We start from the raw sequence: 19713 nt of genomic DNA on the forward strand, positions 1-19713 counted from the left end.
CGATGAAATACTCAGACAGTCGGTTAGTTAGGGTTTATACTGGAGCGACAGATAATGCCAATACGCTATTTAAGGAATCACAATGATCCAAGAAGTTATCGAAACAAAATTGCACAATGAGTTTTCACCAAGTCATTTAAACGTGGTGAATGAGAGCTATATGCACAATGTTCCGGCTGGTTCTGAGAGTCATTTTAAAGTGATTGTTGTCAGCGATGTGTTTGAAGGTTTGCGTCTTATTGCTCGTCATAGAGCGGTAAATAAAGCACTATCAGAAGAGTTAGCGAACAATATTCACGCACTATCCATTCACACTTATACAAAAGATGAATGGATGAAGCAGCTAAATAACGTGCCAGATAGCCCGATGTGTATGGGTGGTGGTAAGTAAGATAATTAACCCATATAGAAGAGGCGGCTAGACCGCCTCTTTTGTCTCAAAATCTATCTGTTTTCTGTTGTTATATCACTCAAGCTGATGGTAAGTTGACCGACCAAAAATACCTACAATGAGTAATGTTTTTATTAACAGTGTTTCAACATAACACGTAAAATATTAGTTTGTGACAGAGTATTAATCTCTTGTTTAAAACACGTTCTAAAAGCCATTCTATCTGTGCGGCTCGTCAAATTTATACATATTTGAGAGTCCATATGCTTCAAATCTCACCAAATAAAGGCCGTATTCAAGTTATTGGTCATGGCATCAAGTTGTCAAAAAATGCTAGAATATGGCACCTGATAAATCTCACATAATTCTTGTGATGAGTTTATTAATGTATTGTTGCGATTTTGGTATCTCAAATTTACCAAAACCGGACACTGTAATGTCGTGTCTAAGGGCGATTTTAAAACGTCCTGAATTTACGCAATTAAAAGAATCTTTTTCCCGATAAAGTAGTGCAAGTGCGTATGATTACAATAAAGAAGGGTTTGGATCTTCCTATCGCAGGAACTCCATCCCAGGTGATTAATGATGGTAAGTCCATCACTAAAGTCGCCTTGCTTGGCGAAGAGTACGTTGGTATGCGTCCTACGATGCATGCTCGCGTTGGTGATGAAGTGAAGAAAGGCCAAGTTCTTTTTGCAGATAAAAAGAACCCAGGTGTTGTATTTACTTCTCCAGCAAGCGGTAAAGTTATTGAAGTGAACCGTGGTGCTAAGCGTGTTCTTCAATCAGTAGTGATTGAAGTAGCAGGCAATGAGCAAATCACGTTCAATAGCTATGAAGCTAACCAACTAGTAGGCCTTGACCGTGAAACGGTTAAAGCTCAGTTAGTTGAGTCTGGCGCATGGACCGCTTTGCGAACTCGTCCGTTCAGCAAGGTTCCAGCAGTTGATTCTGAAACTCAGGCTATTTTTGTTACTGCTATGGATACTAATCCGCTAGCAGCTGAGCCAGAATTAATCATTAACGAGCAGTCTGATGCTTTCGTTGCTGGTTTAGATCTTCTTTCAACTCTGACTAACGGTAAAGTGTACGTTTGTAAAAAAGGTACTAGCTTACCTCGTTCAGCTCAGTCTAACGTTGAAGAACATGTTTTTGATGGCCCACACCCTGCAGGTCTTGCAGGCACGCATATGCATTACCTGTATCCGGTAAATGCACAAAATGTAGCGTGGAGCATTAACTACCAAGACGTGATCGCATTCGGTAAGCTTTTCCTTACTGGTGAGATTTACTCTGAGCGCGTTGTTTCTCTGGCTGGTCCAGTAGTTAACAACCCTCGTCTAGTTCGTACTCAAATTGGTGCTAGCCTTGAAGAGTTGACGGACAGCGAGTTGATGCCAGGTGAAGTTCGCCTGATCTCAGGTTCAGTGCTATCTGGTGTTCACGCTTCAGGTCCACATGCTTACCTTGGCCGTTACCATCAACAAGTTTCGGTTCTTCGTGAAGGTCGTGATAAAGAGCTATTCGGCTGGGCTATGCCTGGTAAGAACAAGTTCTCTGTTACTCGTTCATTCCTTGGTCACGTGTTTAAAGGTCAGTTGTTCAATATGACAACGACAACGAACGGTAGTGATCGCTCTATGGTTCCAATTGGTAACTACGAGAAAGTAATGCCATTAGATATGGAGCCTACTTTGCTGCTTCGCGATCTATGCGCTGGTGACGTTGATAGTGCACAAGCACTTGGTGCGCTAGAGCTAGATGAAGAAGATTTAGCACTGTGTACCTTTGTATGTCCTGGTAAGTACGAGTACGGTCAGTTACTTCGTGAATGCCTAGATACAATTGTGAAGGAAGGGTAATTTTCATGGGCCTTAAAAAGTTTATTGAAGACATCGAGCATCATTTTGAACCAGGTGGTAAACACGAAACGTGGTTTGCGCTTTACGAAGCAGCAGCAACACTTTTCTACACACCAGGTACTGTTACAAAGAAAAGCTCGCATGTCCGTGATAGCGTTGATTTAAAACGTATCATGATCATGGTTTGGCTTGCGGTATTCCCAGCAATGTTCTGGGGTATGTACAACGCAGGTGGTCAGGCTATCGCAGCACTAAACCACATGTATTCAGGTGCAGAACTAGTTTCTATCATTGATGGTAACTGGCACTACTGGCTAACCGAAATGCTTGGAGCCTCCTTAGGGGCCGATGCAGGTTGGGGCAGTAAGATGCTCTTGGGTGCGACTTACTTCTTACCTATCTACGCAACGGTATTTATCGTTGGTGGTTTCTGGGAAGTACTGTTCTGTATGGTGCGTAAGCACGAAGTCAACGAAGGTTTCTTTGTTACTTCTATCTTATTTGCGCTTATCGTTCCGCCAACGCTTCCTCTATGGCAAGCAGCACTAGGTATTACCTTTGGTGTTGTTGTTGCGAAAGAGATCTTCGGTGGTACGGGTCGTAACTTCTTGAACCCTGCTCTTGCTGGTCGTGCGTTCCTGTTCTTTGCATACCCTGCACAGATTTCAGGTGACGTAGTTTGGACTGCTGCAGATGGCTTCTCTGGTGCAACTGCTCTTAGCCAATGGGCTCAAGGCGGCGGTAGTGCACTAATGAACGTAACATCAGGTGAAGCAATCACTTGGATGGACGCATTCATTGGTAACATTCCAGGTTCTATCGGTGAAGTTTCAACGCTTGCACTTATGATTGGTGCAGCAATGATTGTTTACATGGGCATTGCTTCATGGCGCATCATTGCGGGTGTAATGATCGGTATGGTTGCAGTATCAACACTATTTAACGTGATTGGTTCTGACACTAATGCAATGTTCAGCATGCCTTGGCATTGGCACCTAGTTCTAGGTGGTTTCGCATTCGGTATGTTCTTCATGGCGACTGACCCGGTATCAGCTTCATTTACCAATAAAGGTAAGTGGTGGTACGGCATCCTAATCGGCGCAATGTGTGTAATGATTCGTGTAGTTAACCCTGCATACCCAGAAGGCATGATGCTTGCGATTCTATTCGCAAACCTATTTGCTCCTCTGTTTGACCACGTTGTAATCGAGAAGAACATTAAGCGGAGACTAGCGCGCTATGGCAAGTAATAACGATAGCATTAAAAAGACGCTGTTTGTTGTTATCGCATTGAGCCTAGTGTGCTCAATCATCGTTTCAACAGCTGCAGTTGTTCTTAAACCTAAGCAACAAGCTAACGCAGTTCTGGATCAGCAAACTAAGATCCTTGAAGTTGCGGGCATTGAACTTGCGGGTAATATCCCAGCACTGTACGCAGAGAACATCGAACCTCGTCTAGTTGATTTCGCTACTGGCGATTTCGTTGACGGCGACGCTGCTGCATACGACCAACGTAAAGCGGCAAAAGATCCGGCTCAGTCAATCAAGCTTTCAGCTGAAGATGACATCGCTAAGATCATTCGTCGTGCTAACACGGGTACGGTATACCTAGTGAAAGATGGCGCTGAAACTTCTAAAGTTATCATCCCTGTTCACGGTAACGGTCTATGGTCAATGATGTACGCATTCGTTGCGGTAGAAACTGATGGCAACACAGTTTCTGGTATCACTTACTACGAGCAAGGTGAAACTCCTGGACTTGGTGGTGAAGTTGAGAACCCAACTTGGCGCGCTCAATTCGTTGGTAAGAAATTATTCGACGAAAACCACAAACCTGCTATCCAGGTTGTTAAAGGTGGCGCTCCTCAAGGTTCTGAGCACGGTGTAGATGGCCTTTCTGGTGCAACACTGACCAGCGTTGGTGTTCAACATACATTTGACTTCTGGTTAGGTGATATGGGCTTTGGTCCGTTCCTAGCAAAAGTTCGTGACGGAGGTCTGAACTAATGTCTAGTGCAAAAGAAATTAAAAAGAGCATCTTAGCGCCTGTGTTGGATAACAACCCAATCGCGCTACAGGTTCTTGGTGTGTGTTCTGCTCTTGCGGTAACCACTAAGCTAGAAACTGCATTTGTTATGACTATCGCGGTAATGTTCGTTACTGCTCTGTCTAACTTCTTCGTTTCTTTGATCCGTAACCACATTCCTAACAGTGTGCGTATCATCGTTCAGATGGCAATTATCGCATCATTAGTAATCGTGGTAGACCAAGTGCTTAAAGCATACTTATACGATATCTCTAAGCAGCTATCTGTATTCGTTGGCCTAATCATTACTAACTGTATTGTAATGGGTCGTGCTGAAGCATTCGCAATGAAGTCTGCGCCAATCCCATCTTTCATCGATGGTCTTGGTAACGGTCTTGGTTACGGTTTCGTTCTTATCACTGTTGGTTTCTTCCGTGAGCTTCTAGGCTCTGGCAAACTATTTGGTATGGAAGTACTACCTCTAGTGAGCAACGGTGGTTGGTATCAGCCAAACGGCTTGATGCTTCTAGCACCTTCTGCATTCTTCCTAATTGGTTTCTTGATTTGGGCAATTCGTGTGTTCAAACCAGAACAAGTAGAAGCGAAGGGGTAAGGTAGTCATGGAACATTATATTAGTCTGCTAGTTAAATCGATTTTCATCGAAAACATGGCGCTTTCTTTCTTCCTAGGTATGTGTACATTCCTAGCGGTTTCTAAGAAAGTTAAAACTTCTTTTGGTCTTGGTGTTGCGGTAGTTGTAGTACTTACAATCGCTGTTCCTGTAAACAACCTTGTTTACACACACATCCTAAAAGAAAATGCACTTGTTGCCGGTGTCGATTTAAGTTTCCTTAACTTCATCGCATTCATCGGTGTTATCGCTGCACTTGTACAAATCCTAGAGATGGTTCTAGACCGTTTCTTCCCACCTTTGTACAACGCACTAGGTATCTTCCTTCCATTGATCACAGTTAACTGTGCAATCTTTGGTGGTGTATCTTTCATGGTAACTCGTGACTACAACTTTGCTGAATCTGTTGTTTACGGCTTCGGTTCTGGTGTGGGTTGGATGTTAGCTATCGTTGCTCTTGCGGGTATCCGTGAGAAGATGAAGTACTCTGACGTACCTCCAGGTCTACGTGGCCTTGGTATCACGTTCATTACTGTTGGTCTGATGGCGTTAGGCTTTATGTCTTTCTCTGGTGTTCAACTGTAGGGTAAGCACCCAGTAATAAGGAATAACAAATGCAAAGCATTATTCTTGGCGTAGCGATGTTTACCATTATTGTATTGGCTCTAGTACTAGTGATTCTTTTCGCTAAGTCTAAGCTAGTACCATCAGGTGACATCACTATTGCTGTAAACGGCGACCCTGAAAAGGCGATCGTTACTCAACCTGGTAGCAAGCTACTTGGCGCCCTAGCTGGCGCTGGTATCTTCGTATCGTCTGCTTGTGGTGGCGGTGGCTCTTGTGGTCAGTGTCGTGTAAAAGTTAAGTCTGGTGGTGGCGACATCCTACCAACTGAACTTGATCACATCACCAAAGGCGAAGCTCGCGAAGGCGAACGTCTTGCATGTCAAGTTGCTATGAAAACTGACATGGAGATTGAGCTAGACGAAGACATCTTTGGTGTTAAGAAGTGGGAATGTACAGTTATCTCTAATGATAACGAAGCTACTTTCATCAAAGAGCTAGCACTTGCTATCCCTGAAGGTGAAGAAGTTCCATTCCGCGCGGGTGGTTATATTCAGATTGAAGCTGAACCACATCACGTGAAATACGCAGATTACGATATTCCTGACGAATACCGTGGTGACTGGGATAAGTTCAACTTGTTCCGTTACGAATCTATCGTTAAAGAGCATTCGATTCGTGCTTACTCTATGGCTTCATACCCAGAAGAGAAAGGCATCATCAAGCTTAACGTGCGTATCGCAACTCCGCCGCCAAACAACCCTGACGTAGCTCCTGGTGTGATGTCTTCATACATCTGGTCTCTTAAAGAAGGCGACAAATGTACTATTTCTGGTCCATTTGGTGAGTTCTTTGCTAAAGACACAGACAATGAAATGGTATTCATCGGTGGTGGTGCAGGTATGGCGCCAATGCGTTCGCATATCTTCGACCAACTTAAGCGTCTTAACTCTACTCGTAAGATGTCTTACTGGTACGGTGCACGTTCTAAGCGTGAGATGTTCTACATTGAAGACTTCGACGGCCTAGCGGCTGCAAACGAGAACTTCGTGTGGCACTGTGCACTGTCTGATCCTCAACCAGAGGACAACTGGGACGGTTACACAGGTTTCATCCACAACGTATTGTACGAAAACTACCTGAAGGATCACGAAGCTCCTGAAGACTGTGAGTACTACATGTGTGGTCCACCAATGATGAACGCGGCTGTTATCGGCATGCTGAAAGATCTTGGTGTAGAAGATGAAAACATTCTACTAGATGACTTCGGTGGTTAATCCATTTAAGTGATTGATATTATGGCTGACTCTTACGAGTCAGCCATTTGTTTTTCTAAGACTACTCGTGACAACAAACTGGCTTATATAAGAAAGAGTAAGGCATTCAAAATACCTATTTTTTACTCTTATTTTTCCTTATATAAATCCTTAACCTTAAACAGGAGTAAGCAAGTGAGAATTTGGCTTGTTGCATTAACTTCTTTGATTTTTCTTGCGGGCTGTGATCAGGCAAGAGAGCAAGTGCATTTAAGTGGCCCTACAATGGGTACCAGTTACAATATTAAGTACATCAATGGTGATGAATTTCCTGAGTCTAACGAAGTTCATACCGAGATCGACCGTCTGCTTGAAGAAGTGAATGATCAAATGTCGACCTACCGTGAAGACTCAGAACTGAGCCGTTTTAACCAGCATAAAGGTGCCGATGCATTCGAAGTATCTGAACAAACAGCTACTGTTGTGAAAGAAGCGATTCGTTTGAACGGTCTTACTGAAGGTGCATTGGATGTTACGGTTGGACCATTAGTTAACCTTTGGGGTTTTGGTCCTGAAGCGCGTCCTGAAGTGGTTCCATCAGATGAAGAGCTTGCGGCTCGCAAGGCTAAGGTTGGTATTCATCACTTAAGCGTTGATGGTAATAAGCTAAGCAAAGACTTGCCTAACTTGTATGTTGACCTTTCAACTATCGCAAAAGGTTGGGGTGTGGATGTCGTTGCTGATTACCTTGATTCAATTGGTATTCATAATTACATGGTAGAAGTCGGCGGTGAAATCCGCTTGAAGGGTTTAAACCGTGAAAGTGTGGGTTGGCGCATCGCCATAGAGAAGCCAACTATCGACGAGCGCAACATTCAAGAGATCATCGAGCCGGGTGATATGGCGATCGCAACATCTGGTGACTACCGTAACTATTTTGAGCGTGATGGTGTTCGTTACTCACACATCATTAACCCTGAAACAGGCAAGCCGCTTCATCATAAAGTGGTTTCTGTAACCGTTTTAAACCCGTCTTCAATGACTGCAGATGGCTTATCTACAGGCCTTATGGTCTTAGGTGAAGAAAAAGGACTGGAAGTCGCGAACCAACATAACATCCCTGTGTTCATGGTGGTAAAAACAGCAGATGGCTTTAAAGAAATTGCTTCTGAAGCATTTAAGCCATACTTAGGTAAATAAGGTAAGCGAGATAATTATGAATACATTTCTGATTACATTTGGTGTTTTTCTTGCAGTAATCGCAGCGATGTCTATTGGCTATATTATCCAAAAGAAAGTTGTGAAGGGTAGCTGTGGTGGCTTAGGTGCTGTTGGTATTGATAAAGTATGTAACTGTCCTGAACCTTGTGATGCGCGCAAAAAGCGTGAAGCACGTGAAGCGTACCGCGAAGAGAAACTGGCTGAGCGTCAGCAAAAAGAAGCTTCTTGGAATAAAGATCGTATTGCTTAATTGCGATTAGCAGCGAAACCTGTTCCCCAAAAAACAAAGAGCCCAAGGTTAACACCTTGGGCTCTTTTCATTTTAAAGGCTGACTCGGCTCGTGCTCTAGGAAAGCAGGAGTTACTCATTAACGCGTTGAAGGTTATTACGAGCGCATATCAACTGGTTTCGACCTTGCTTTTTCGCGGTATAAAGTAGCTCGTCTGCTGCTTTGATTTGCTCGTCTAAAGAGCCTTCTTGGTCGGTCACGCCAATGCTCATGCTCACTTTAATCACATGTGAATCATACTGCACTTCATGATTTTCAATTGCGACTCTCATGGATTCCAAGGTCTCTATAAAATCTTCAAATGGTTCGCATGACTGAATGCAAAACTCTTCGCCACCGAAGCGAACTGCTAAATCATCTTTAAAGTGCTCTTTGATGATTTTACCAACCTCAATTAATACCGCGTCACCACCATCGTGGCCGTAGGTATCATTCACCTTTTTAAAAAAGTCGATATCCATCATAGCGATACTGCGATGTTCGCAGCCTTTGCATGTTTGATTGAAAAGGTAGCGACGGTTCCAAAGTCCGGTCAGAGCATCCTCGTTTGCATGACGAAACAGTTCGTTGGTTGCTTCTTTCATGTCGAGCAATTGGTGAATACGGCAGAAAAATTCTTCTTGGTTAAATGGCTTATAAAGGAAGTCGTTGGCGCCAGCTTTAAGGAAGCGAGCGGTCATTGTGCGATCATCACTGCCAGATAGGCCGAGAATAGCAAGTTGATTACGATCGTGTTGGACTCGAATATCACGGGTCATCGAAATGCCGTCTTTGTTCGGCATGTCATGGTCGGTAACGACAAAAGTGATATCAGGATCGTTTTGGAGGAGCTCTAGTGCTTGCTCTCCATCTACCGCTTGAATCGTTTGAATATATTGATGCTCAAGAAGTTGGACGACATATCGACGAACCACTGCAGAATCATCAACTACTAAGGCTTTATGGTATCGGTTATTCGAGATTCGATTAACCAGAGGAAGTAAGTAACTGACTGACGACATGCTGTCTTTGAGGATGTAATCAAGCACACCTTTTGCGAGTACTTGCTCTCGAAGTGTGTTGTTGAACATGCCCGTGAGCACAATGATTTTTTGTTGATAGCCGAGTACCAAATCAATGATCTCACCATCTTGGCCATCGGGTAAGCAGTAATCGAGCACCGCACACAAGAAATCCGTCTCTTGCTCTAAGATAGCTTTGGCTTCTGCTACAGATTCAGCCAGTGAAACATCATAGCCATCATTTTTAAATTGCTGGTACAGGTAGTTTCTGAATGCACGACTGTCTTCTACTACTAGTATTTTCTCACTCAAAAGCTATCCCTACTTATAGACTAAATACTCCTTAACAATACTATCAGAATAGTAGGCGGCTATTGAAGAGAAACCTGTTGAGCTGGACTCCAGATCATTTTAAATCTAGGAATAATTGATTATACTGTTCATAGATACAGTTGTAAGGTTGAGTTATTCCTAAATGTGTAGTGCGGGCGAAGAGAAAGTTAGAAAAATAATCCATGTTGATATGGATTGTTTTTACGCAGCTGTAGAAATGCGAGATAACCCATCTTATAGAAATCGACCGCTCGCAGTCGGTGGACACGAAAAACAGCGCGGGGTTTTGAGTACATGTAATTACGAAGCTCGCAAGTTTGGTATTCGTTCTGCAATGCCAACAGGAAAAGCGCTGCAGCTTTGCCCCAACCTGTTGGTTGTTCCTGGGAGAATGTCGGTCTACGTCGAAATATCGAAAAAGATCCGCGAAATTTTTTCTCGATACACATCCATCATTGAACCTCTTTCTTTGGATGAAGCTTTCCTTGATGTCACCGATTCCAAGCAATGTCATGGTTCGGCCACACTGATTGCAGAGGCGATTCGTCACGATATCTGGAATGAACTCAACTTGACCGCTTCGGCTGGCATCGCTCCAATAAAGTTTCTAGCGAAAGTAGCGTCGGATATGAACAAACCTAACGGACAGTTTGTGATTCCTCCGCAAGACGTACAAGCTGTGATTGATGAGCTCCCACTCGAAAAGATTCCCGGTGTTGGCAAGGTCAGTATCGAAAAACTGCATCAAGCAGGCTTCTTTACTTGTAAGGATATTAAGGAGTCTGACTATCGCGATCTATTGCTCAGGTTTGGCCGTCAAGGTGCATCACTATGGAAGCGTAGTCATGGGGTTGATGACCGAGAAGTTATCATCGAACGTGAACGAAAATCGGTAGGTGTGGAGCGCACCTTTACTCAAAATATTTCAACCTACGCTGAATGTTGGCAGGTGATCGAAGATAAGCTGTTTCCTGAACTCGAAATTCGCCTAGCAAAGGCTAGCCCAAGCAAAGCGATCATCAAGCAGGGCATTAAGCTTAAGTTCGCCGACTTTCAACAAACCACTATTGAACACATACACGCCTCTCTTGATCGCGAACACTTCAAAGAACTGTTAAGTGAAATACTGAAAAGACAACAAGGGCGAGAAATACGCCTGCTTGGTTTGAGCGTGATGCTACAGCCTAAAGACCAGATGCGTCAGTTGAGTTTCTTTTAGGCTGTCTTGTTTAGGGAGTAATAAGAATAGAGGGTAGGTGAGGATAGAGGGTAGGTGAGGATAGAGGGTAGGTGAGGATAGAGGGTAAGTGAGAATAGAGAGTAATGAGATGCACACAGATAAGTACCGACTAGATTTGATAACCTAGTCGGCTTTTTCTAAATATAGAAGTTGGCTTATCTAGGAAGTTGTTTAACTCGCGCTAAGGTATCACTGAATGGTTGCTGCTCTAACTTTCCGTAACCGACCATTTTGCTGGCTTTAAGCTTGGTTGAAAGCGGGGTTGCTATTCCGCATAGAAAACGCGTAATGGCTTCGTCAGTGATTAATTGTTGACTCTTAGATACAAATTCATGAATCCATGTTATTACGGTTTCGTCGTCAACGGGATCAACATCGACGGTTGGTAATATTGCTACCTCACCACGGCATACCGAGCAATGACCACAGTTTGTTGGTGCCTTATCATCGGCAAAGTAGCTCGCTAGGCGTGAGCTTAGGCAAGTGTCTGCCTCAAAGAAGCTCAGCATTTGGTTAAGACGGTTTATTTCACTGTTCTCTTTTTCTTTAAACAATTCAGTTAGACGTTCCGATAACTGCATCATGTCTTCAGAGGTGTTGTGGATAGCATACACATCTGTGATCTGCTTACTTTCCAATTCAATCCAACCTTGTTCATTGAAATAATCGATTGCCGCAATCACACGCTGACGATCAGTCTGGAAGTGTGTCCACAGCGCATCGAAATCAACTTGGCACCAGACTCTGGCTTGAGGCGAGCACTGGAAAATCGCTTCGACAAAATGACGACGTTCGCCTTGGAATTGTTCGGTGATCTGCTGTTTCGGGCGAACGAACTTAAATTTGTAGTCAGCGAAGTAGCTGTACTTCGGCTCAATCACGCCTTCAATTTCGAGATACACCAGTAGTGTTTTTAGCGGTAACTGACGAATATTGGATTCACGTGATAGCTGGTTAAGCATGATCTCCCATTGATTCGAGCCAGCAGCGACAATGTTCTGGTTTTCGTAGATCTCTTTTAATACCGCTTGGATCGATATGTTGTCTGGCGTATCGCCAAATACGAAGTTCTCTAGTGTACTGAGGCCGTACTTGTTGGCGAGAAGAATACATGCTGAAGGCTGGCCATCTCGGCCTGCTCGACCGATCTCTTGCGAGTAGTTCTCTATCGATTTTGGTAAATCAAAGTGAATGACTCGGCGAATGTTGGATTTATCGACGCCCATACCAAACGCAATGGTGGCCACGATACAGTTCACGTCATCATTCATGAATTGATGTTGAATTACATCTCTGTTTTCTGGCTTAAGACCTGCATGATAAGCCACAGCATTAACGCCAGCGTTACGAAGTTGCTGAGCCACCATCTCTGCTGTTTGTTGAAGGGTGACATAAACAATAGTCGGAGCAAGAGAAGCTTGATTAACGACGTTGCACAAGGTTTCTAGTTTGCTGGTTTGTTCGCAAGGTTGAATAGACAGATCGAGGTTTTGACGATAGAAACCCGTAACCACAACACGTTCCTCATCGATATCAAACTTAGACTTCATATCTTGGATAACTGATGTGGTCGCGGTGGCTGTCAGTAGCAGTACCTGAGGAATATTGAGCTGTTTTTGGTATTGGGGAAGCTTTAGGTAGTCTGGTCTAAAGTTATGTCCCCATTCTGAAATACAGTGCGCTTCATCGACCACCAGTAACGAGATCGGCACTTGGGAGATAAACTGGCGAAAGCGCTCGTTCTTCAAGCGTTCAACGGAGATCATGAGGATCTTGGTGTCTCCGCTACGTACCGACTGCATCACTTGTTGGGTGGTTTGTTTGTCTTGGCTTGATTCGATTGCAGCTGCGCTAATGCCTTTGCTGTGCAAGAAGCTGAGCTGGTCTTTCATTAAAGCTAACAGTGGCGATATTACTAAGGTTAAATGTGGCAATGCTAGCGCTGGCAATTGATAGCAAAGCGACTTACCTGAACCGGTTGGGAATATGGCCGCCGTCGAATGACCAGATAGAACATTATCAATGACTTGCTTTTGCCCATTACGCAGTGAGTCGAATCCGAATACTTGTTTTAACTTCTGCTCAATCATTTATGTTCTACCTGAATTATTAAGTGTCGTATTGATGATAAAGCGAGCGTCCATTCATGATAGCGTCGCTTGATGAATCAAATGTCTTGCACCTGATTGTACCTAATTCTATTCTGTAGCTCCTATAGAAAAGCACCCCAATAGTATGAATAAGTCTGAGCTTCGCCAAATAATCTTAGAGCAACTCGAATCCCGACTACGTATCGCCCAATCTGCGACTCAGCGTGCGATTGATGCTGCGACCGATGAAGAGACTGTGCCTGAACATAAGTACGATACATTGGCATTAGAAGCTTCGTATCTTGCTCATGGCCAAGCCGTAAGAGTGCAAGAGTGTGAAGACGACATTCAGTGTTATCGTAACTTAGTGTTGCGCGACAGTGAGCTAATTACGGTGAGCAGCTACGTTGTGGTCATTGACGAGCATGATCAATATAAACACTTTTTTATGGGGCCGAGAGTCGGCGGACTTTCTGTCACGTGGAATGATAATGAGATTGCCATCGTGACGGCAAATGCACCTTTTGGCCAGGCTCTAATGGGTAAAGAAGTCGGTGATGAAATTGAGTTTAAGGTCGCAGATAAACAGTTTTGCTATGAAGTAATATCTATCGACTAACTGAGTAACGTATATATAAAACGTTTCTCTGACAAAGAAGCATATACCAAGGGTATAGTAATTTGTCAGATTGATGAGAGGATGTTATGAAAAACAAAATATTTATTAAAAACAATGTATTAATCGCATCGTTAACAGCGGTAATCTCTTTTGTGAGCCTGCCAACGTTTGCTGCTCAGTGTCGAGTTGATTTGAAAAATGAATTGCGAATCGATGACCAAAAAGTCGAAATCCATCAAGTGAATGGTGATACTGCCGTTTTCGATGGCAACAACGACTTATATATCCATGGTGAGAAGGTTGAGCTTGATGCCGACCAACAAGCGGCGATTGAAAAATACCGCGAAAGCATGAGTGAGTACTTACCACGAGCGAAACAAATGGCGAACGATAGCCTAGCGTTAGCGAATGACGTGATTGATGATATTGCGGCTAGCCTAGATTCACCGGAATCATTTGATAATGTAAAAGAATCAATGAAAACCTACTTTGCTGAACTGGAAGCTCGTTACTACAAAGATGGCGAGTTAGTGTTACCAGCTGAAAGCTTTGATTCGATGGCCAACGGTTGGTCTGAAGATTTCGAGAAGGCGAAAGAAATCTTTAATCAAGAATTTATCTCCAGCGCTTTTAATGCGATGTCAGAAAAAATGAAACAAGACGGTGGTTTAAACCTTACCGAATTGGCTGATAGCATGGCTGAATTAAAGCTGAAAGTTGAAGAGCGAATGAAAGAACACTCTCAACAAGTGCAAGAGGAAGCGAATGAGTTCTGTGATTCTCTTGATGAGATGGCGGAACAAGAGCAAGAGCTGCATGAAATCATTCCGAACCTAAAAGACTATCAAGTATTCACGATCTAATCTGAATTGACTGATGAATCACAAGAGCACCGTTTGGTGCTCTTTTTTTATGGGTTAAATAAGCTAACAATTAACTTAGGAATGCCTCTCAGTAGGTGGATCAATCGTTGTCTTGATTTTATGTGGTCAGTTAGTCTGGGTAATTGTTAATAACTTGGTCTTAAATACTAAATGGATTGTAAAAATAAGATAATTGTTCATTTATTGGTTGTGCCTATCATTGCTTTTGATTACTGTACTTATCAACTAGTTCACTGATTTTTGATGCGGGCAATATGGACCAACAATCTTCCTCTTCAAGAGAGCACTTTAGCTCTCGTTTGGGTTTTATTTTAGCAGCGGCGGGTGCAGCGGTTGGCTTAGGTAATATTTGGGGTTTCCCAACTCAAGTTGCCAGTAACGGCGGTGGCGCTTTTCTCTTAGTCTATTTGATCATGATTTTCGTGGTCGCTTTCCCAATGCTGGTGGTTGAGATGGCTATTGGTCGTCACGGTCAAGCAAACCCTGTCGATAGCATGCGTTCATTGACGACAAACCCTTTGGGTAAGAAAGTCGGTGAGTTTGTCGGTTGGGTCGGATTGAGTGTGCCAAGCGCCGTGTTGGCATTTTATAGTATCGTTGGTGGTTGGTTGATCTGCTTCCTAATCGGCGCTGTTGCTGATCTGATTGGTCTTGAGGCTGTTGCTGATTGGTTTAAAGGCTTCAGTGTTGGGCGCAACGTATTTGGTACCGTCGCATTTTATGTACTGACTATCTTGATTGTGCAGGGCGGTGTTAAGCAAGGCATCGAGAAATGGTCGACTCGTTTGATGCCTGCGCTATTTGTTTTATTTGGCTTATTGTTTGTTTACATCATGACGCAATCTGGCGCGATGGAAGGCCTAAAACACTACTTGGTTCCGGATTTTGAAAAAGTTTGGGATAGAAAATTGATTTTGGCAGCAATGGGACAAGGCTTTTTCTCGCTAACCATTGGTGGTTGCTCGATGTTGGTTTATGGCTCTTACTTGAGTAAGAAAGAGAACCTGCCCAAAATGGCAATGAACGTTACCTTAGTTGATACCGCTGTCGCTTTTATTGCGGGTTTAGTCGTGATGCCTGCAATGTTTGTTGCGATGCAGAAAGGGGTACAAATCTATGCGGAAGATGGCTCACTATTAAGTTCTGATACGCTTGTATTTACAGTTCTGCCGTTGATGTTTGATAGCTTAGGCGTGCTTGGTCAGATCTTCGCGATTGTTTTCTTCTTATTGCTAACGATTGCGGCACTGACTTCATCGATTTCGATGCTTGAAGGCCCTGTAGCACTAGTGAGCGAGCGTTTCAATACCAGACGAACGCCTACGAGCTGGGTAATTGGTGGTGTTATCGCGTTGTTTAGTGTGGTGATTGTTTACAACTTTGCCGCGATGTTTGGCATGGTTGCGATGATAGCGACTCAGTACCTTCAACCGGTCGCAGCACTGATGTTCTGCGTGTTTGGTGGTTGGGTATGGAGTCGAGCTTCTAAGGTGAAAGAGCTTGAACATGGCTGCCCTGACTTCCAGCTTGGTTGGTTTGGTAAAGTGTGGCCAATGTATGTGAAGTTCGTGTGCCCAATATTGGTGGCAACAGTTATCTGGGCTTCATTTGGTTAGTAGATCATTTAGCATCTAGATGATTAGACTTGCAGTTCAAGGCCACTTTTAATGAGTGGCTTTGTTATTTTGTATTGAACAAGCTTGTTTTGCTCGATAGAAAAAAGGCGCTGAACATACAGTTCAGCGCCTTTTCAATTTTGGTTTAAGCAATCGTGATTACTTAATTTCCATACCTTGTGCCTGTAAGTCTGCATGGTAAGAAGAACGTACAAACGGACCACAAGCGGCGTGAGTGAAGCCTAGCTCTAGAGCAATCTCTTTCAGCTCATCGAACTCAGAAGGCGGCACGTAGCGTTCTACTGGTAAATGGTGACGGCTTGGTGCTAGGTATTGGCCTAGTGTCAGCATCGTTACACCATGTTCACGAAGGTCTTTCAGTACTTGAACGATCTCTTCTTTCGTCTCACCAAGGCCCATCATCACCCCTGATTTTGTTGGGATAGTTGGGTGCTGTTCTTTGAATTTCTTCAATAGATCAAGAGACCATTTGTAGTTCGCACCTGGACGCGCTTTACGGTATAGACGCGGCGCTGTCTCTAGGTTGTGGTTGAAAACGTCTGGCGGGTTGTCTTTCATTAGATCAAGCGCAACATCCATACGACCACGGAAGTCTGGTACCAGGGTTTCAATGCGAATGTTTGGATTCTGTTCGCGAATTTCACGGTTACAATCAGCAAAGTGTTGAGCACCGCCGTCACGCAAGTCATCACGGTCAACTGAAGTGATTACTACGTACTTCAGTTTCATGTCTTTAATCGTCTTAGCCAGTTTCTTCGGCTCTTCTGCTTCAGGAGCAACAGGGCGACCATGGGCAACATCACAGAACGGGCAGCGACGAGTACAGATAGCGCCAAGAATCATAAACGTTGCCGTGCCGTGGTTAAAACACTCGGCTAGGTTAGGGCAAGACGCTTCTTCACAAACTGAGTGCAGGTTGTTCTTGCGCATTGCTGATTTGATTTCTTGAATACGATGGCTGTCTGAAGGAAGTTTAATCTTCATCCATGCAGGCTTACGTAGAACTTCTTTCTGTTCAGCAGGCATATTCTTTACGGGAATTAATGCCATTTTGTCAGCGTCACGATATTTAACGCCTTTTTCCATTTGGATTGGTTTGCTCATGATTTTATGCTTCTGCTGTAATGTTACTGGTGGCTTGAATGTCTACTTGGTCATAGCCGAGTAGCTCTACGAGCTCTTGTATTAACTGTTGCTCAACGTTTTCTAGGTCACTTGGCCCGCCTAGCTGGCTTACTTGTGCCATTTCCATACCTTGATAACCACATGGGTTAATACGTAGGAATGGAGACAGGTCCATATCGACGTTGAGTGCTAACCCGTGGAACGAGCAGCCACGTCGAATACGTAATCCGAGTGAACAGATTTTCTTGCCATCGACATAAACACCAGGAGCGTCAGGTCGGGCAGTTGAATTTATATTGTAAGCTTTCAGAGTGTTGATTACGAGGTTCTCGATATGAGTCACCAAATCACGTACTCCGAATTTTTTGCGGCGGATGTTAATCAAAAAGTAAGCGACTAACTGACCTGGGCCATGGTAAGTCACTTGGCCACCGCGATCGCTTTGAATTACAGGGATGTCACCAGCATTTAATACATGCTCGGCTTTGCCTGCTTGTCCTTGAGTGAAGACAGGGTTGTGTTCAACCAACCAAACTTGGTCTACGTCTTCTTCTGTGCGTTCGTCTGTGAACTTATGCATGGCTTTCCATACAGGTTCGTAATCCTGACGGCCTAATTTTTTTACGATTAGCTTATTTTGCAAAGCTGCACTCCCTCAAGGATTAATAAAGTGAACGCATTATAAACGCGAAACAGGTTTCTAACTACAGACGGACTGCAAGGTTTTTCAACTTTCTTTGTATTTATTGAAAATTAAGTTGAATGAATTTGACCTAGATAGGGTGCTTCAAACAAAAACAGCGGCAATAAGCCGCTGTTTTTCATGTGTAATCGGAGATTACAGAACCATACGAACGATTTCGATCTCGCCCAGTTCTTTATATAGCGTTTCTACTTGCTCAATTGAAGTCGCTGTAATATTGATAGAAACAGAGTGGTAGTTACCTTTCGCACTCGGTTTTAGCGTTGGGCTGTAGTCACCAGGAGCATGACGCTGGATCACTTCTAGCACTAGCTCAGTAAGTTCTGGCTTAGCATAGCCCATTACTTTGTAAGTGAATGAACAAGGGAACTCTAAGAGATCTTTTAGTTTTGCATCAGAATTGATGTTCATGAATAGCTCCAAAAGGCTAGACTCTCGCAAATTGGCGAAATGTCGATAAAAAGCGTGTTCGGTCAACAGACACGAGTAATAGGGCGGAATATTACGTGTAAATATCGCTGAACTCAAGATCAACAAAAGCCGCACATGGCGGCTTTTGTGTCGTCAATGAGTAAATAATGAACTTACTCATTGAGTTAGCTTTGCACTGAGCTTGTGTATTGCTTAGAGCAAAGCTTTGACTGGTTTAGAATAAACCCTTAAACAGCAATACTAGGTAGTCCCATAGACGGCTAAATAAGCTGCCTTGGTCTACATCTTCAAGTGCAAGTAGTGGGTATTCAGCAACGTCTTCACCATCAACTTGGTAGAATAGTTTACCGACAACATCGCCTTTGCTAATTGGTGCTTCCAGTTCCTTTTCAAGAACGAAGCTTGCCTTTAGGTTCTTAGCTTGACCACGAGGTAGGGTAACGAAAGTATCTTCGTCGACACCTAGTGCAACTGTATCTTTGCTACCCATCCAGATCTTCTCTTCTACGAAGGTTTCACCGGCTGTGTGTGGCGCCACTGTTTCGAAGAAACGGAAGCCGTAGCTAAGCAGCTTTTTGCTTTCTGTTTTACGAGCGTTAGCATTCTTGGTGCCCATCACAACAGCAACTAGGCGCATTTTGCCTTCGGTTGCTGAGCTTACTAGGCTATAACCTGCCTTGCTTGTATGGCCCGTTTTGATGCCATCAACGTTCATGCTCTTATCCCATAACAGACCGTTACGGTTGTACTGGGTGATGCCGTTGTAAGTGAATTTTTTCTCTGAGTAGATACGGTACTCATCAGGAACATCGCGAATCAGCGCCTGACCAAGTAGCGCCATATCATAAGGTGTTGAGTATAGATTCGGGTTGTCTAGACCGTGCACGTTAGCAAAGTGCGTGTCTTTCATGCCGATAGAGCTTGCCCATGCGTTCATTAGGTCAACGAATGCATCTTCAGAACCAGCAATATGCTCAGCCATTGCAACAGTCGCATCGTTGCCTGATTGAATGATGATGCCACGGTTCAGTTCTTCAACTTTAACCGTTGTGCCCACTTCAATGAACATTTTCGATGAATCTGGGAAGTTTTTAGCCCAAGCATTTTCACTGATTACAACATCGTCGTTTAGATTGATGTTGCCACGTTCTAGCTCTTGGCCGATCACGTAACTGGTCATCATCTTGGTTAAACTTGCTGGAGAAAGTTGAGTGTTCATCTCTTTCTCTGCTAGTACTTTGCCTGAATGGTAATCCATCAGAACAAAACCTTTAGCGGCGATTTGCGGTGCATCAGGGACTACAATTGGAGCGGCGAATGACGATGTAGCTATCGTTGCAGAAAGAGCAACAGAAGTAGCAAAAATCGATTTAACAAGTTTATTAGATTTAATCATTTTGAATGCAA

General features: G+C 43.7%; 19 protein-coding genes. 13 read left to right on the plus strand and 6 right to left on the minus strand.

Annotated features, from left to right (window positions below; all coding sequences use genetic code 11):
* Nucleotides 1-82: 82 nt before the first annotated feature.
* The 9 genes from bolA to nqrM all read left to right on the plus strand — a co-directional run bounded on the left by bolA (nt 83) and on the right by nqrM (nt 8202).
* The gene (bolA, locus tag AACR09_RS00665; protein ID WP_017079929.1) at nt 83-391 is read left to right on the plus strand and encodes a transcriptional regulator BolA; all 309 of its coding nucleotides are present in this window, start codon (nt 83-85) and stop codon (nt 389-391) included.
* Nucleotides 392-912: 521 nt separating this feature from the next.
* Nucleotides 913-2253: a Na(+)-translocating NADH-quinone reductase subunit A gene (locus AACR09_RS00670; protein ID WP_017080319.1), complete on the plus strand. Its 1341-nt coding sequence runs from the start codon at nt 913-915 to the stop codon at nt 2251-2253.
* A gap of 5 nt (nt 2254-2258) precedes the next feature.
* Nucleotides 2259-3503: an NADH:ubiquinone reductase (Na(+)-transporting) subunit B gene (locus AACR09_RS00675; RefSeq protein WP_004735208.1), complete on the plus strand. Its 1245-nt coding sequence runs from the start codon at nt 2259-2261 to the stop codon at nt 3501-3503.
* Nucleotides 3493-4260 (plus strand): Na(+)-translocating NADH-quinone reductase subunit C, encoded by a 768-nt coding sequence (locus AACR09_RS00680; RefSeq protein WP_004735209.1) that lies wholly within the window; start codon nt 3493-3495, stop codon nt 4258-4260. Before AACR09_RS00675 ends, AACR09_RS00680 begins: the two co-directional genes overlap by 11 nt.
* Complete coding sequence (locus tag AACR09_RS00685) at nt 4260-4892, plus strand: NADH:ubiquinone reductase (Na(+)-transporting) subunit D (protein WP_004735210.1); 633 nt, start codon at nt 4260-4262, stop codon at nt 4890-4892. Before AACR09_RS00680 ends, AACR09_RS00685 begins: the two co-directional genes overlap by 1 nt.
* Before the next feature lie 7 nt (nt 4893-4899).
* Entirely contained in the window at nt 4900-5496 is a 597-nt protein-coding gene (gene nqrE, locus AACR09_RS00690; RefSeq protein WP_004735211.1) for an NADH:ubiquinone reductase (Na(+)-transporting) subunit E, read from the plus strand.
* Between the two features lie 29 nt (nt 5497-5525).
* Nucleotides 5526-6752, plus strand: coding sequence for an NADH:ubiquinone reductase (Na(+)-transporting) subunit F (nqrF, locus tag AACR09_RS00695; protein ID WP_004735212.1), 1227 nt, complete (start codon nt 5526-5528; stop codon nt 6750-6752).
* 174 nt (nt 6753-6926) lie between these two features.
* Nucleotides 6927-7931 (plus strand): FAD:protein FMN transferase, encoded by a 1005-nt coding sequence (locus tag AACR09_RS00700; protein WP_193835882.1) that lies wholly within the window; start codon nt 6927-6929, stop codon nt 7929-7931.
* A gap of 16 nt (nt 7932-7947) precedes the next feature.
* Entirely contained in the window at nt 7948-8202 is a 255-nt protein-coding gene (gene nqrM, locus AACR09_RS00705) for a (Na+)-NQR maturation NqrM (RefSeq protein WP_004735214.1), read from the plus strand.
* Between the two features lie 111 nt (nt 8203-8313).
* Here the strand turns inward: nqrM and AACR09_RS00710 are convergent, their stop codons facing one another.
* Nucleotides 8314-9555 carry a diguanylate cyclase gene (locus AACR09_RS00710; RefSeq protein ID WP_017092172.1) on the minus strand — a complete coding sequence of 414 codons (1242 nt, stop codon included), beginning with the start codon at nt 9553-9555 and terminating at the stop codon, nt 8314-8316.
* A 163-nt stretch (nt 9556-9718) separates the two neighbouring features.
* Here AACR09_RS00710 and dinB point away from each other — a divergent pair, with 163 nt between their 5' ends.
* Nucleotides 9719-10795, plus strand: a complete 1077-nt coding sequence (gene dinB, locus AACR09_RS00715; RefSeq protein WP_108338866.1) for a DNA polymerase IV — start codon at nt 9719-9721, stop codon at nt 10793-10795.
* 176 nt (nt 10796-10971) lie between these two features.
* On the opposite strand, the gene AACR09_RS00720 is transcribed toward dinB, so the two are convergent.
* On the minus strand, nt 10972-12906 hold the full coding sequence (locus tag AACR09_RS00720; protein WP_193835883.1) for a RecQ family ATP-dependent DNA helicase: 1935 nt from the start codon (nt 12904-12906) through the stop codon (nt 10972-10974).
* Nucleotides 12907-13051: 145 nt separating this feature from the next.
* On the opposite strand from AACR09_RS00720, the gene AACR09_RS00725 reads away from it, so the two are divergent.
* From AACR09_RS00725 to AACR09_RS00735, 3 genes are all read left to right on the plus strand, one after another.
* Nucleotides 13052-13525 (plus strand): GreA/GreB family elongation factor, encoded by a 474-nt coding sequence (locus AACR09_RS00725; protein ID WP_193835884.1) that lies wholly within the window; start codon nt 13052-13054, stop codon nt 13523-13525.
* Nucleotides 13526-13611: 86 nt separating this feature from the next.
* Nucleotides 13612-14388 (plus strand): YggN family protein, encoded by a 777-nt coding sequence (locus tag AACR09_RS00730; RefSeq protein ID WP_032546364.1) that lies wholly within the window; start codon nt 13612-13614, stop codon nt 14386-14388.
* Nucleotides 14389-14663: 275 nt separating this feature from the next.
* Complete coding sequence (locus tag AACR09_RS00735; RefSeq protein ID WP_193835885.1) at nt 14664-16025, plus strand: sodium-dependent transporter; 1362 nt, start codon at nt 14664-14666, stop codon at nt 16023-16025.
* A gap of 159 nt (nt 16026-16184) precedes the next feature.
* On the opposite strand, the gene lipA is transcribed toward AACR09_RS00735, so the two are convergent.
* The 4 genes from lipA to AACR09_RS00755 form a co-directional block, all read right to left on the minus strand.
* A complete protein-coding gene (gene lipA / locus AACR09_RS00740; RefSeq protein WP_004735240.1) occupies nt 16185-17150 on the minus strand; it encodes a lipoyl synthase in 966 nt (321 codons plus the stop codon).
* Between the two features lie 4 nt (nt 17151-17154).
* Nucleotides 17155-17814 (minus strand): lipoyl(octanoyl) transferase LipB, encoded by a 660-nt coding sequence (lipB, locus tag AACR09_RS00745; RefSeq protein WP_193835886.1) that lies wholly within the window; start codon nt 17812-17814, stop codon nt 17155-17157.
* Nucleotides 17815-18009: 195 nt separating this feature from the next.
* The gene (gene ybeD / locus AACR09_RS00750) at nt 18010-18285 is read right to left on the minus strand and encodes a DUF493 family protein YbeD (RefSeq protein ID WP_017079938.1); all 276 of its coding nucleotides are present in this window, start codon (nt 18283-18285) and stop codon (nt 18010-18012) included.
* Nucleotides 18286-18520: 235 nt separating this feature from the next.
* A complete protein-coding gene (locus AACR09_RS00755; RefSeq protein WP_017079939.1) occupies nt 18521-19702 on the minus strand; it encodes a serine hydrolase in 1182 nt (393 codons plus the stop codon).
* Nucleotides 19703-19713: the final 11 nt, after the last annotated feature.

Origin of the sequence: Vibrio sp. OPT20, assembly GCF_963889365.1 — a bacterium.
Taxonomy (GTDB): Bacteria; Pseudomonadota; Gammaproteobacteria; order Enterobacterales; family Vibrionaceae; genus Vibrio; species Vibrio splendidus.

Coding starts and splice junctions, on each gene's coding strand:
- ybeD (WP_017079938.1), bottom strand. CDS start 18,285: ATGAACATCAATTCTGATGCAAAACTAAAAGATCTCTTAGAGTTCCCT.
- bolA (WP_017079929.1), top strand. CDS start 83: ATGATCCAAGAAGTTATCGAAACAAAATTGCACAATGAGTTTTCACCA.
- AACR09_RS00755 (WP_017079939.1), bottom strand. CDS start 19,702: ATGATTAAATCTAATAAACTTGTTAAATCGATTTTTGCTACTTCTGTT.
- AACR09_RS00720 (WP_193835883.1), bottom strand. CDS start 12,906: ATGATTGAGCAGAAGTTAAAACAAGTATTCGGATTCGACTCACTGCGT.
- lipA (WP_004735240.1), bottom strand. CDS start 17,150: ATGAGCAAACCAATCCAAATGGAAAAAGGCGTTAAATATCGTGACGCT.
- AACR09_RS00735 (WP_193835885.1), top strand. CDS start 14,664: ATGGACCAACAATCTTCCTCTTCAAGAGAGCACTTTAGCTCTCGTTTG.
- AACR09_RS00680 (WP_004735209.1), top strand. CDS start 3,493: ATGGCAAGTAATAACGATAGCATTAAAAAGACGCTGTTTGTTGTTATC.
- dinB (WP_108338866.1), top strand. CDS start 9,719: ATGTGTAGTGCGGGCGAAGAGAAAGTTAGAAAAATAATCCATGTTGAT.
- nqrE (WP_004735211.1), top strand. CDS start 4,900: ATGGAACATTATATTAGTCTGCTAGTTAAATCGATTTTCATCGAAAAC.
- AACR09_RS00670 (WP_017080319.1), top strand. CDS start 913: ATGATTACAATAAAGAAGGGTTTGGATCTTCCTATCGCAGGAACTCCA.
- AACR09_RS00685 (WP_004735210.1), top strand. CDS start 4,260: ATGTCTAGTGCAAAAGAAATTAAAAAGAGCATCTTAGCGCCTGTGTTG.
- nqrF (WP_004735212.1), top strand. CDS start 5,526: ATGCAAAGCATTATTCTTGGCGTAGCGATGTTTACCATTATTGTATTG.
- AACR09_RS00725 (WP_193835884.1), top strand. CDS start 13,052: ATGAATAAGTCTGAGCTTCGCCAAATAATCTTAGAGCAACTCGAATCC.
- AACR09_RS00675 (WP_004735208.1), top strand. CDS start 2,259: ATGGGCCTTAAAAAGTTTATTGAAGACATCGAGCATCATTTTGAACCA.
- AACR09_RS00730 (WP_032546364.1), top strand. CDS start 13,612: ATGAAAAACAAAATATTTATTAAAAACAATGTATTAATCGCATCGTTA.
- nqrM (WP_004735214.1), top strand. CDS start 7,948: ATGAATACATTTCTGATTACATTTGGTGTTTTTCTTGCAGTAATCGCA.